Source organism: Corynebacterium sp., from assembly GCF_030826625.1.
In the GTDB taxonomy this organism is placed as follows: Bacteria; Actinomycetota; Actinomycetes; order Mycobacteriales; family Mycobacteriaceae; genus Corynebacterium.
The window spans coordinates 1-13,561 of the sequence record NZ_JAPJNQ010000057.1 but is presented as its reverse complement, the minus strand read 5'-3'; the positions used below and the strand labels follow the sequence as shown (position 1 = coordinate 13,561).

The window sequence follows — 13,561 nt, the reverse complement described above, 5'->3', positions numbered from 1 at the left end:
TACTCCCCACTAGTCAGAAACTGATTTTTCAGTCCAACTAATGGGGAGCACTTCACGCAAGCAGTCCTCCGGAATATGAGTTGCACGCAATGGAGGGAACTACGATGAAAAATGCTGCAACTGCGATAAACGGCCAATACTGAGAAAATACAAGAAGCAACAAATACCACAGTAGCTCCCAAAACATCGTTGCTCGGATGATGTTTCTTCCTGGCAATTGCTTGATGAGGCGGTCTTGAAGAAGCCCTCCAACAATCATTCCAAGGGCGAACATGGCTGAGGTGAGGCCGATTATCCAACCATCAACTTTGAGGTATGCCAGCCATAGGTCAATGGATGCGATGAGGAAAAAGTTGGCGAAGTTGGAGAAGATATCGATGCTGAAGATTGTTCGAAGCCTCGGATATTTCCAAATCCAAGCCAAAGAATATTTACTATCGGACCAGAACTGTCTAAACGAATACCGTTGCTCACTGTTTTTCTTCCCCAGGTCCGTACTGATGGTTCTTGAAGCATAAAGCGGACCCAACCCACACAACGTTTGTGCAATGAAGGGAATAACCGGGGCTAGGCCGTAGAGAAAGCCTCCTAAAGGGAGTCCGAGCATCCAGATAATGTTGTCTCGAGTTTGGTTACGGCCTTGCGCTTGAACAAGCAAATTCTCAGGAATGATGAATCTCAAAATGGCGTTGGTCAAGCCTCCGAACGTGCCTGTAATCATTCCTGCAAACAGGCTAAAGAAGAACAAAAGCATGAAAGTGAATTTGCCCAAGTAAAGCAGTAGCGAGAAGGTTGACCAGATACCAATTTGGCTCAGCCCGTAGAAGAGAAGTAATTTCTTCTTGTTAAAACGATCGATGATCATCCCGGCTGGGATCGTCATGATCATCGAGCCTGCCGAGCTTGCGGCTCCGATCACTCCCGCTTGACTTAGGCTTCCAGTGAGGTAGTAGCTCGCAAGTGAAATAGGGATAGCCACGAGGGATGCCCCCAAGGCGCTTGCTGTATCAGCGAAGAACCACCGTAGATAGTCAGGATGATTCTTGCGTACGATGGTCCAAAATTTTTGATCAGAAGTCTTATAATCCTGCATCGTGTCTCTCAATCTTTGGCAACCGCGACTGAAAGCTCATGCGCGCAGCATGAACCCAGCGTTGGAATTCCGAAATGGGTAATTCTCACGGGTCAACCTCTTGACCCGCCGCAACTTGCGGTGTGTCAAATGAGATCTATTGATGCAGTAATGTGAACATGATGTGCTCCAGGTGCTATGTCATTAATTTTGGATCAGTGCCGATAGACTTCCGCGCAATAAGCTCGCTAATTCTCTTGGGGTAGGAGCTTGCTCTTGAAAGACTGGATGGAGACCATAATAGCTGGTCCCCCGTTCATCACTAATGATTTCGAAATCTATGGCTTTAATCTCTAGTTTGTTGTTGATGAGAATGTTTGAGGGAGATACGTCTATCCACTGTACGCCTGAGTTTGCGATGGTTTTGATAAGCGACTCTACTTTTGAGCAGATAATGTCGAGGAATTCTGTACTTAGATTCTGTGCGAATTCTTGAAGAGGCACAAACCCGGCAGGTGGAGTGTCCCAGGTTTTGTTCCGCTGGAATAGATGGGAATCTGGGCTGTCCTAAAACAGGATGTGAAGGGCTGTGGCGTTCATTTAGTTGAGGTTCGTATTCTGGCGAGCAGCATGTCGATGCACTCCGCATGCCAGGGGTAACAGAAAAATGCGGCGTTTCGTGCGCACATGGCAAGTTTTTTCGCGCGAGGTCTAGCGGTCACGCTGGGCTTATCGTTCTAGATCGCGACCTATATAAGCTCCGGTTCTGCTGCAGCATGCCAGTATCTTTAGGATGCAAGTATGCGCATCGCCATGATCTCTATGCACACCTCACCCATCGAGCAGCCGGGAATCGGCGATGCCGGGGGCATGAACGTCTACGTCTTAAATATTGCCCGCCAGCTCGCGAAACAGGGCATTGGCGTCGATATCTTCACCCGCGCCACCCGATCCTCCCAGCCGGAGGTCATGCAGCTTGCCGATAATCTCCGCGTTATCAACATCATCGCGGGCCCTTATGTCGGGCTGGAAAAAGAATCGTTGCCGACGCAGCTCGTTGCTTTCACCGGGGGCATCGTGCAGTTCGTCAACAAGGAATCCCAATCGGGGGCCCAGCAGGAATCCCGTACTGGCTACGCTCCCTGCCACGCACCGTACGATGCCATCCACTCCCACTATTGGCTCTCCGGCCAGGTTGGCTGGTTGCTGCGCGACCTGTGGGGCATCAGCCTCGTCCACACCGCCCACACCCTCGCGGCGGTGAAAAACGCCTACCGTTCGGCCGACGACACCGCTGAATCCGAGGCCCGCCGCATCTGCGAACAACAGCTCGTCGACAACGCCGACACTCTCGTCGTCAACACCGACGAAGAAGCCCGCGACCTCATCGGCCATTATGATGCCGAACCATCCAAGATCGTGGTGGTCCCGCCAGGTGCCGACCTAGAACTGTTTACCCCGGGCACAGACCGCAACACCGAGCGCTCCCGACGCGAATTGGGCATCCCACTACACACCAAGGTCGTGGCTTTCGTCGGCCGGCTCCAGAAATTCAAAGGCCCCGAGGTGCTCATCCGCGCTACCGCCGAGCTCTTCCGCCGCGAGCCTGACCGGTGCCTGCGAGTGGTGATCTGCGGTGGCCCGTCGGGAAGCGCAGCCAGCCCGGATCATTACCACAATCTTGCCCGTGAACTGGGCGTTGGCAAGTGCATCCGGTTCATCGATACCCGTCCGCCGGAGGAGCTGGTGGCGGTGTATCAAGCTGCCGACCTGATTGCGGTGCCGAGTTACAACGAATCATTCGGGCTCGTTCCCATGGAGGCGCAGGCTTGCGGCACCCCGGTGGTGGCCGCGCGGGTCGGTGGCCTGCCGATTGCCGTTGCAGATGGGCAGACGGGTGTGCTTGTCGACGGGCACGACCCCGCCGACTGGGCCGATGCGTTGGCAGATTTGCTGGACGACGACGAACGCCGCGTCCAGATGGGGCAGGCCGCGGTGGGTCATGCTGCGCAGTTTTCGTGGGCGGCGGCTGCCGACCGGCTAGTGGGGGTATTTCAGGATGCGATTGCGAGTACTGACGGTGTATCCGGGCTGCGGAATCGGCAAGCCAGCGGCAATTAGTGGGTTGTCCGTGGCATGCTAGAAGGCATGACTGGATCTAATTCTGCTTCTAATACTGACCCGAATTCCGACCCGCATTTTGACATCGCACCGAGCGCACCAAACGGGGCGAACGCGTCGGCACGCGGCAATGACGCCGGCAACGGCAAGCTCATCTTGCTGCGCCACGGCCAATCCACCTGGAACGAATCCAACCAGTTCACCGGCTGGGTGGATGTGGATCTGACCGCCCGCGGAGAGAACGAAGCGCGCCGGGCCGGCGAGCTGATCGCTGCTGCCGGACTGAAACCCGAGGTTGTCTACACCTCGTTGCTGCGTCGTGCGATCCGTTCGGCGAACATTGCGCTGTCGGCGGCTGATCGCCATTGGATCCCGGTTGTCCGCAACTGGCGCATCAACGAGCGCCACTACGGTGCCCTGCAGGGGTTGAACAAGGCGGAAACTCGCGATAAGTACGGCGAAGATCAGTTCATGTCGTGGCGTCGTTCCTACGACACTCCACCGCCAGAGCTTGCCGACGACTCCCAGTACTCCCAAGCTGGTGATCCGCGCTATGCCGACGTGGAGAACCCGCCGCGCACCGAATGCCTGAAAGACGTCGTTGCCCGTGCGATTCCGTATTTCGAAGCCGAGATCTTGCCACGCCTGCGTGCGGGACAAACCGTTCTGCTGGCCGCACACGGCAACTCGCTGCGCGCGCTGGTCAAACATCTCGACCAGATCTCTGACGAAGACATCGCCGGCCTAAACATCCCGACCGGCATGCCATTGGTTTACGAGTTCGCCGCCGATGGCACCATCGCCAACCCTGGTGGGCGTTACCTTGACCCAGAGGCAGCCGAAGCCGGTGCCGCCGCCGTGGCCAACCAGGGGCAGGCTAGCGGCGAAGCTGGCGCAGCAAAGTAGTACACGTGACGACGACGCAGATTGTTGCTCTCACCGTCGTGGTGACGGTGCTGGTCATCGCGGCGGTCGTTGCTGTGGGGGTCGCAGTGTTGCGTGCGACGCGGCCCCGCGGGCGTGTTAAACGCGGCGGACGCGCTGCGGTGGGGGCCGTTGCGATGGGGGCGGGTCATTGGGAAGATAGCCGCGATGACGTCCACAGTGACGTTCATCGGGGCGTCCACAGTGACGTTCATCGGGGCGTCCACAGTGGCGTCCACAGTGACACCCATAATGGCAATCCCGCTAGTGCGAATGATGGTGCCCGGCACGACTTGCGTCCTGGGCAGTCGCAGCGGAGAAAAACCATGGAATCAAACCAGGTTGTCACCGTCGGCCAAATGTTGCACCTGGTGATCCAGAGCTCGCCCACAGGTATCGTGGTTTTGGATCGCAACGGAGATGTCATGCTGTCGAATGCTCCGGCCCACGACATGGCCCTGGTGCATGCCCGCACCGTCGACCAGCAAGTGTGGCGGGTGGCTGCCAGCGTGTTTGACGACGAAGAAAAAGAAAATCGGGTGCTCGAACTGGAAATCCCGAAACGTCGTACCGGGAACCGGATTTCAAACGTGCGTGCGCTGGTGAAGCCTCTGACGCTTGTCGACGATAGGTTCGTGATCGTCTACGGCACCGATGAGTCCGAAAACGTGCGCATGGAATCGGCGCGTCGGGATTTCGTCGCCAACGTGTCCCATGAGCTAAAGACGCCTGTTGGAGGTATGGCTCTGCTGGCTGAGGCTTTGTTGGGATCGCCGGATGATCCCGAACACGTCGAACATTTTGGTAAGCAGCTGCAGCGTGAGGCCAATCGCATGGCCGATATGGTCCACGAGCTGATCTCCTTATCCAAGTTGCAAGGCGCTGAAGCGCTGCCGGAGATTGAGCCGGTCTCGGTGGATGATGTGGTCAGCGCTGCGATCGTGCGCAATCAGATGGCTGCGGAGAATCACGGAATTGAATTGCGCGCCCTGGTCGGGGGCAAGGGTGATGCTGTCGCGTCGACAAGCACCGCGCAAGCGAGATCGGAATTGTTCGTCGTCGGAAACCGGAATTTGCTGGTGACCGCTGTCTCGAACTTGGTCTCCAACGCGATCAATTATTCACCCGACGCGACCCCGGTGACCGTCAGCTATGAGGCCGTATCAGCAGAAGAAGTGCGCATCTACGTGGCTGACCAGGGGATTGGTATTGCAGAAGACGACCAAGAAAGGGTCTTCGAGCGCTTTTTCCGGGTAGATAAGGCACGTTCCCGCCAGACCGGTGGTACCGGATTGGGTTTGGCGATTGTTAAACATGTAGTCGCGAATCACGGCGGCAATATCAGTTTGCGTTCAGAGCTCGGCGAAGGCACGACCTTCACTCTGGCATTGCCGCGATATCGTGATCATGACAGTGAACGGGGCGTGCTATAGAATTAGCCCTGCGACCGCAACCATGTTTTGCATGGTCACGGCGTTACGCAGGACTGGCTCGCACCGGATGCACCAAAACACAACGACAAAAGGATCCAGCCCTATGGCTACTGTATTGATCGTGGAAGACGAAGAGTCGCTGGCCGACCCATTGGCATTCTTATTGCGCAAGGAAGGCTTCGACACGCTCGTCGCTACCGATGGCCCCAGTGCCTTGTCGACGTTCCAGTCCCACCCCGTTGATATTGTGCTGCTCGACCTTATGCTGCCCGGCATGTCCGGCACCGAGGTATGCAAAAAGATCCGGGTGACGTCGCAGGTGCCGATCATTATGGTCACTGCACGCGATTCGGAGATCGACAAAGTGCTTGGACTCGAACTCGGTGCGGATGACTACGTGACGAAACCGTACTCCGCTCGCGAACTGACTGCCCGCATCAGGGCCGTCCTTCGCCGTGGCGGCGAGCCCAGCGAACCAGAAGCCGACGGTGATTCGGAGAATATTCTGGAAGGCGGGCGCGTGCGCATGGATGTCGGCCGGCATATCGTCTACGTCGACGGCGAAGCCGTGCCGATGCCGCTGAAAGAATTCCACTTGCTGGAGTACCTGCTGGAAAACGCTGGCCGTGTGCTTACCCGAGGGCAGCTGATTGACCGGATTTGGGGCTCGGACTACATCGGAGATACCAAAACCATCGACGTTCACGTCAAACGATTGCGCTCCAAGATCGAACCGGAGCCGTCACGGCCTTCGCATGTGGTTACCGTGCGCGGGCTGGGCTATAAATTCGACGCCTGACCAGGTGCTGACTTTGGCATCTAATCAGGACTTGATCGGATGCCGCCCTGCCTAGTTTCCGCGCTGCGCCTGCCGGGTGGCTGGATGTTGTGGAAGCTCCACGCCTGCTTCGCGAGCTTGCTGGCGCACCTGGCAGTGATTCACCAGGATCTCGTAATTGCGTTTTCCCATCACGGCGGTGAGCTCTTCCCGGTGCGATTGCCACAGTGGTTCGTTCGTGGTGTGGCATTGTGGCGCTGACGAACACCACCAATCGAAATCTTCACCCCCGTTGCCCCAGGCGCGTCGGTCTTATTCGCCAATCACCGTGCGCAGAATTTCCACGCCATCGGTGCGTGTCTCGTAATCCTCATGCCGACGAATCGGCACCTGCCAACACACTTCCGGCTTGACGACGGTTAAGTCCTCACCTTCCGCCATCGCCCACTGGTGCAGGGCGCAACCTGCACCAGTTTCCCAACCGTGGCGATTTGCGAAAATACACCCGCCGTCGACCGTACGGGTTTTCAATGACGGTTCCATCTCGCCATCGTCGTTTTCTTCCTCGTCCCAAACCAGCCACGGCTCCAACTCGCCAGCTGGCGCAACTCCAGAAAGGTGTTCGTCGGTGTTCTTCGGGCGCAATTGCCAATACTTCGCGGGCATCTCGGCGACGGCGTCGAAAAGCTGGTCCTGGTCGGTTTCGTCCGCAAGAAAAGCCCCGTGGGTGCAGCACGCCACGTCGGTGATGCCTTCCCGAATGCCAAAGCACTCCGGCGTACCAAAACGGCAACTGTAGTGGGATTCTACCCAAGTCAGGTCGACGGAAAATACGTGTTCCGGATCGTCTGGGTTGGTGAATTCGAACCATTCCCGAGGGAAATCCGGGGCGGTTTCGCGGCCAGCACGAATGGACTTCCCGGCCGGCGACATTGCGGGAAAACCAAGTAAAACAGAAGAAGAGTGTGCGTGATTCACACCTAGACACCGTAGACCGTTTAGGCTAGGAGTGTGCGATTAGGTGTAATTGACGTGGGCAGCAACACTGTCCACCTAGTAGCAGTAGATGTCCGCGACGGTGGTCGACCAACCCCAATGAGTGATTGGAAGACCTCGCTGAAGCTGGTGGAGCAGCTCGATTCCGACGGCAATATCCACGACCGTGGGCTGAAGAAGCTGATTGCGGCGGTTAAGGAAGCCAAAGAGCTGGCCAATAAGCTCGGGTGTGACGAGTTCATGCCCTTTGCGACGTCTGCAATTCGGTCTGCCACCAACTCGGCTTATGTCTTGGACGAGGTGGAAAAGCACACTGGAGTGCGTCTGGAGATCCTGTCGGGTGAGGACGAAGGCCGGCTGACGTTTTTGGCCGTACGCCGGTGGTATGGCTGGTCAGCGGGGCGCATCACCAACATCGATATTGGTGGTGGCTCGCTGGAGCTGTGCACCGGGACCCATGAGCACCCAGATGTTGCGAGTTCGTTGGATTTGGGTGCTGGACGCTTGACCTACAACTGGTTCGACACTGATCCGCCGGGCAAGAAGAAGATCAATACTCTGCGTGATTACATCGACGCCGAGTTGAAGGACGTTGCTACCGAGATCCGCGCCTATGGTGACCCCGGAATCGCGGTGGGTACCTCGAAGACGATTCGTTCGCTGGCGCGCTTGACCGGTGCGGCGCCGTCGTCAGCAGGCCCTTATGTGCGGCGCAGTCTAACCGCTCCTGGTTTGCGCCAACTCATTGCTTTTATCTCCCGCATGACGGCTGCAGACCGAGCCGAACTTGAGGGAGTGAGCAACGATCGTTCTCACCAAATCGTTGCCGGTGCTTTGGTTGCGGAAGCTAGTATGCGAGCATTAGGAATCGACGAACTCGAAATCTGCCCGTGGGCACTGCGCGAAGGCGTGATTCTGCGTCGCATCGATAAAGGACTGGAGTAGGGAGAGACAGCATGTCTGACGACAAACAATTAACAGTCGCGGAATTGTTGGCTCGCGCCGGCAAAGAGAAAAAGGATGCTGATGGAGCGCGGGGCGGGCGAGGCAGTTCCGACAAGGATGCTGCGGAGAAACCACGTCGCCGTCGGCGCCGCAGCATGGAAGATGGTGGGGTCTCCGTCGCGGAGCTGACGGGATCCTTCCCGAAGGTCAAGGCTAAGCCAAAGGAATCTAAGCACGGTTCGCCGATTGACGAGCCTTCAGTGGGGCAGACGACGGATGCAGGCGCACCGGCCGGGAAGTCTGCGGGTGGCAAGTCTGCGGCCGGGAAGACTGAGGCCGGGAAACCTGAGACCGGGCAATCTCCAGCCGAGAAGCTTTCAGGCAGCGGAAAGCCTGCCACGAACGCCGGCGGAGTTGAGAAACCAGCCACAAAGCAGCAGGTAACCCGGACGAGAACGAAATCGTTCACGGTTAACCGGAAAACTAGTGACGCGACAGCGGATGGACGTGCGGATAAGTCCGCGACCGCTGGTGCTATAACTAACCCAGGGGCTGGTGCGGTAGCAAATGCTGACAGGAACAGCCGTGAAGATGTCGCTGCGAAACCAGCCTCTAATGTGACTGCGAAACCAGCCTCTAATGTGACTGCGAAACCAGCCTCTAAGCCTGCGGCGAAGGCAAAAACCGAGAGCACTGCAACCACAGAATCCGGAACACCGGGGCAGACTGGGCTGAATGGGCAAACTGGGCAGACTGGGAAGACTGGGCAAGGCGAGCCTGCTGCAACGTCGCCTGCCGCAAAAGCTGCTGAGAAGCCAAGCCCGGCGGCCGATGAAACTGCAGAAATTTCGCGAGTCACCGATGCACACACGGGTCAAGAGAAGAAAGACGCGTCTGGGAAAACCCGTGGCGATGCTGAAACCACGGGCGAAATCCCCAAGGTAAACACCACCAGCCAGGTCAAAGAATCTTCGAACCAGGCCAAAACTGCCACACAGCAGATTGGCCAGCGGGCAGTTGACGATACTTCTGAAATTCAGAAGGTGAGCGGTGCGGCTGCCGCGAGCGCACAACAAAGCAAGCCACAACCTCGTGCGCGCGGTGACCAACAGCTGTTCACGCCAGGACAAAGCGACCAGCAGTCCCCGGTTCATGCAGGCGCAGATGCTGAGCAAGAAAAACCAGCAGCTGAAGGCGAGGGCATGAACCCGATTGCGGTTATTCTGCTGGCACTCGTCGGCATAGTTCTTGGCGTAGTCGTGTTCAAGGGCTTCGAGATGCTCTGGGGCTCGCTCAACAATTTCCTGGTTGCAGCCCTGGCAGTTGGTGTAACCGGTGTGATGGCAGGCGTCGTGCATGCGTTGCGCACGGAGCGAGATGGCTTATCGATGAGCCTGGCGGTAATCGTTGGTCTGCTACTGACTTTCGGTCCGGCAGTTTTGGTGGTGCTATAACGTCGGCAAGTGCTTGTCGACGGTGTCTTCGGTGCAAAATTACCCGCCGGCAGCGTACTTTATTGCCTACCTTATTGCGTGCTTTATTGTGAGCCTGATTGCGCACCGGTCAGCCGACAGCAGGCTTTGACGCGATGATCTGCAAGGTTTGCGAAACCCCTAGTCCAACCCAATGTGGTGGCTAGGGGTTTCGCTTTCTGGCATCGTAGAAGTCATGACTAACATTGCTGTATTAGGTGGAGGCCAGATCGGTGAAGCTCTCGTTTCCGGTCTTGTAGCCTCCGATTACGACCCAAAGTCCATCACCGTAACCAACCGTAGCGCGGATAAGTCCAAGTATTTCGAGGACAATTACGGCGTGAATACAACGTCGGATAACGTGGCCGCGATCCAAGAAGCAGACTATGCGTTTCTTTGCGTGAAGCCGTATCACATTATCGACCTGTTGGAAGAAGTATCCGAGGGTTTACAGACTCGTTCAGGTAAGACCGTTGTCGTGTCGATGGCTGCAGGGCTCACGCTCGACGCGATGGAAAAGGCTGCAGGCGATGGAGTGCCGGTCGTACGAGTGATGCCGAATACCCCGATGCTGGTGGGTAAGGGCACAAATGCTGCAGCGCCTGGAACAAATGTCACTGATAAGCAGATGTCCGGCGTGTCCGAGTTGTTGGAGGCCGTCGGTGAAGTCGTCATCGTGGAAGAAAGCAATATGGATGCGGTCACTGCGATGTCGGGATCCTCACCGGCCTACTATTTCCTCGTGACCGAAGCGCTTATCGACGCTGGTGTACAGCTTGGTCTGAAGCGCGATGTGGCCGAAAAACTTGCTACAAATGCGGCACATGGCGCCGGTAAGATGCTGACCGATTCTGGTCGTGACCCAGCAACGCTGCGTCAAAACGTATCCTCACCTGGAGGCACCACGGTGCATGCGCTGCGTGAACTGGAAGAATCCGGGATTCGAGGCATGTTTTTCCGTGCGGCCGAAGCTTGCGCTAACCGCTCCAAAGAATTGGGCTAGCGAGTGGAGCTTGATGGCGGAGTTAGTTCCGTATAAAAGCTGAGCTAGCTTCATAAAAGCAGAGCTAGCTTCGTCTCAATGGCGAGAGCTTGGTTGCTTATTTTTCAGCGTTCTTGCCTTCTAGCTGCCACCGTACCGCCTCTTTACTGCATTCCCGGTGTATCCCCGCTGCATTCCCACTGCCTTCGTATTTTGAAGGCAGCCTTGTGTGCAGTGGGGATTTGGATTTTTCGGGCAGGCAATCCTTTTCCGCCCACCGTTTGTTTGCCATCGCGGTGCGAATGCAGGCGGGAGTTACATCGGTGTGATTTGTGGAGGACAAAATGGCCGCAGCTGACCGGAATTTTAGCTTTTTGTAAACGCATGAACAGTTGCGTTTCAGGTGGTATTGCCGATGTTTGAAGCGAATTTTGGGATTAATGTGCAGGGCGGGTCGCAATAGTCACAAGTGACACGCTAGACTAGTTTGAGCACGTGCGTGTGAAGTCCTGCGGGAGGGGAAGCCTGCAGCGCACTACGAGCTGAAGGGTGAGATTTATATGGCACATGAAGATAAGGGAACGTTCCTGACCATCGCCGAGGTCGCTGAAATGATGCGGGTCTCGAAGATGACGGTATACCGCCTCGTACACGCTGGTGATCTACCGGCCGTGCGCGTAGGACGTTCTTTCCGCGTTCACGAAGAAGCCGTGAGTGAATATCTGAACTCTTCAATCTACGAGGTCGGGTAACACACGGTCTCAACACCGGCCACCACATCAGAACTGGGCTCTCACGAGCTCGGGTTTTAAATCTCGAGTTTATGGCGCCTGGAACATCGTCGATAGACTCGACTTGCCGGTGGGGTGTTTCCCAGTGAAGACCCTAATTTGGGTAAGCTTCTGGGGAATCGCTAAAGTGTTGAGCATTAGTGTCGGTAGTTTTGTACAGATATCAACGAAGAATTGAGGGTACTGACCATGGGATCAGTGATTAAGAAGCGCCGTAAGCGCATGTCCAAGAAGAAGCACCGTAAGATGCTGCGTCGCACTCGCGTTCAGCGTCGTAAATTGGGTAAGTAAACTACTCAATTTTATTCAGCGACCGCCAAATCATCAGAGATTTGGTTGTCAGCACGCACCCTGTGGGCCTGAATGGATCTTGCCGACTTGTTTCGACACAGTTATGGCAGAGTTTCAGACGGGCACACAGGGATTTTGTGTGTCTTAGGTCAACCAAGCACACGCTTAAATGGCGAGAGAATCATCCCAGATCAGGCAGCTCGTCGGGAATCTTCGGTCCTGGTATCACCGTTCATGACGCCGTCCTTCGCCATTAATCGGCGGCCTGGTGCCTTTTTCGCTACCACGGACTCATTGATTTCGGTGCGTCCAGTTCTAGGATCGAATCGGCCTACCAAGTGGCTGCGCCCCTCATGAGTGATGTACCCCTTGTTATTGTTGCCGGTGCGCTGGTCATCGTTCGCCCGGTGGTGGTACGGGCATAACAGCGCTAGGTTGTCGATCTCCGTTTTTCCACCTTGCGAAAAAGCGACGATATGGTGACCTTCGCAATTTGCCGCTGGTTCGCTGCACCCTGGGTAACTGCAGACCAACTGCATTGCAGTCAGGAACGCGCGTTGAATCTGCGACATATTTCGTACTCTCCCGGCGTCGAGAATCTCAGCTCGCCCGTTATCTGTTATGCCAAGGTGACATTCCGAAATACCCAGCTGCATGATCTCTCGTGGCGTAAGCGTGATCCCCGTGTCAGTCTGGAATTTCGATGATGGCCCCATGTTGAGGTAATCATCGAGCGTGCCGACGATCACTAGTTGTGCGCTCACCCGGCTCCGATCGGATCGGCTGGCTGCAGGACTGACTTCCTGCTTAGTCGTTTTAGCCGCCTGAGTGGTTTGATCTTGGGATGGTGTTTTGGGGGTTTCGCCGGGATTATTCGCCGCTGTAGGCGATTCTCCTGTTAGGTTGATGCCACCCTCTGAAGAATAGGGGACCGGCCCGAGGATCGTATCCATGAAATAGTCGTGCACAAACTGCGGCAGAGTGCGGTTTTCAGCAACAGTGGCATCAGCCTGGCGCGCCTTCCATACACGTGTGGCTTGTGCGCGTATCGCCTCTATGCGGGCAGAAAACGTGGGATCAGTGGTAATGCCAAAATTCATCATCCCGTTTGGAAGCTCACGCGGTCTGGTCACAGCACGCTTCGCGCGCGCCGATTGTTGCGAGGCGCGTGATTTTTCCGGGGTTGAATGCGCATCCGGGTGGTTATTGGCATCGCGAATGCGGTCGCGACACCAATGAGCCAGGTCAGCGCAGTCGCGACCTGCAACCGCCTGCTGGATCGACTCCATACGAACACGATGCCTTCCGGGCACCGCAGTGTCGTTGAGATGGCGTAGTTGGTGATCAATCGCATCGAGCTGGTCGGGCGAGATTTGCAGTGCTAGACGACGGCTTTCAGACTGAGCAAATTTCTCTTGGCTGAGCTTATTTTTCGCTACCCTGAGGCGACGCGAACGCTGGTTACTGGATTCGTCGGCGAGCAGTTCATCGTCGGGATCGTATTCGGGAATATAAATCGACCCATAGGCCGTTTTTGCGCTGGCTTTTAGAGAATTCGCATGGGAGGTAGAAAAACCCAGGCGCTTAGTATAAAAACCACGCGCCGTTGTCGTACCTACCAACCTGCCGATCTTGCTTCGCTCCGCACACCATGCGAGCGCAACGTCGCTGGACCTACGGTACGAAGAAGCCTGCGCAAGGTGCTGTAAGGCCGCAGCACTCGGGGAGTACTGAGCGAGGGGTTTGCTCGTGGATC

The 13,561-nt window shown here is 56.3% G+C and carries 11 protein-coding genes and 1 pseudogene; 9 read left to right on the top strand and 3 right to left on the bottom strand.

Translation table 11 applies throughout. The features are described 5' to 3' along the window. Nucleotides 1-52: 52 nt before the first annotated feature. Nucleotides 53-1,093, bottom strand: a complete 1,041-nt coding sequence (locus tag RCH87_RS07780) for an MFS transporter (protein ID WP_306516150.1) — start codon at nucleotides 1,091-1,093, stop codon at nucleotides 53-55. Between the two features lie 780 nt (nucleotides 1,094-1,873). Between RCH87_RS07780 and mshA the strand changes: the two genes are divergently transcribed. The 4 genes from mshA (at nucleotide 1,874) to RCH87_RS07760 (ending at nucleotide 6,349) form a co-directional block, all read left to right on the top strand. Continuing rightward, nucleotides 1,874-3,193, top strand: coding sequence for a D-inositol-3-phosphate glycosyltransferase (mshA, locus tag RCH87_RS07775; protein WP_306516149.1), 1,320 nt, complete (start codon nucleotides 1,874-1,876; stop codon nucleotides 3,191-3,193). A 27-nt stretch (nucleotides 3,194-3,220) separates the two neighbouring features. Then, entirely contained in the window at nucleotides 3,221-4,099 is an 879-nt protein-coding gene (locus RCH87_RS07770) for a phosphoglyceromutase (RefSeq protein ID WP_306516148.1), read from the top strand. 344 nt (nucleotides 4,100-4,443) lie between these two features. Continuing rightward, complete coding sequence (locus RCH87_RS07765; protein ID WP_373690949.1) at nucleotides 4,444-5,550, top strand: sensor histidine kinase; 1,107 nt, start codon at nucleotides 4,444-4,446, stop codon at nucleotides 5,548-5,550. Between the two features lie 103 nt (nucleotides 5,551-5,653). Next, complete coding sequence (locus RCH87_RS07760; protein ID WP_306516146.1) at nucleotides 5,654-6,349, top strand: response regulator transcription factor; 696 nt, start codon at nucleotides 5,654-5,656, stop codon at nucleotides 6,347-6,349. Between the two features lie 51 nt (nucleotides 6,350-6,400). Here the strand turns inward: RCH87_RS07760 and RCH87_RS07755 are convergent. Next, a pseudogene (locus tag RCH87_RS07755) lies at nucleotides 6,401-7,261 on the bottom strand (hypothetical protein). A gap of 78 nt (nucleotides 7,262-7,339) precedes the next feature. On the opposite strand from RCH87_RS07755, the gene RCH87_RS07750 reads away from it, so the two are divergent. The 5 genes from RCH87_RS07750 to RCH87_RS07730 all read left to right on the top strand — a co-directional run bounded on the left by RCH87_RS07750 (nucleotide 7,340) and on the right by RCH87_RS07730 (nucleotide 11,805). Continuing rightward, nucleotides 7,340-8,269 carry a Ppx/GppA phosphatase family protein gene (locus RCH87_RS07750; RefSeq protein ID WP_306516145.1) on the top strand — a complete coding sequence of 310 codons (930 nt, stop codon included), beginning with the start codon at nucleotides 7,340-7,342 and terminating at the stop codon, nucleotides 8,267-8,269. 11 nt (nucleotides 8,270-8,280) lie between these two features. Then, a complete protein-coding gene (locus RCH87_RS07745) occupies nucleotides 8,281-9,723 on the top strand; it encodes a hypothetical protein (RefSeq protein WP_306516144.1) in 1,443 nt (480 codons plus the stop codon). Nucleotides 9,724-9,937: 214 nt separating this feature from the next. Further along, entirely contained in the window at nucleotides 9,938-10,744 is an 807-nt protein-coding gene (proC, locus tag RCH87_RS07740) for a pyrroline-5-carboxylate reductase (RefSeq protein WP_306516143.1), read from the top strand. Between the two features lie 539 nt (nucleotides 10,745-11,283). Continuing rightward, a complete protein-coding gene (locus tag RCH87_RS07735) occupies nucleotides 11,284-11,475 on the top strand; it encodes a helix-turn-helix domain-containing protein (protein ID WP_306516142.1) in 192 nt (63 codons plus the stop codon). Nucleotides 11,476-11,703: 228 nt separating this feature from the next. Then, on the top strand, nucleotides 11,704-11,805 hold the full coding sequence (locus tag RCH87_RS07730; protein ID WP_003855542.1) for a 30S ribosomal protein bS22: 102 nt from the start codon (nucleotides 11,704-11,706) through the stop codon (nucleotides 11,803-11,805). Between the two features lie 191 nt (nucleotides 11,806-11,996). On the opposite strand, the gene RCH87_RS07725 is transcribed toward RCH87_RS07730, so the two are convergent. Beyond that, nucleotides 11,997-13,561, bottom strand: a 1,565-nt coding sequence (locus RCH87_RS07725; protein ID WP_306516141.1) for an HNH endonuclease signature motif containing protein, incomplete at its 5' end; no start/stop codon positions are given.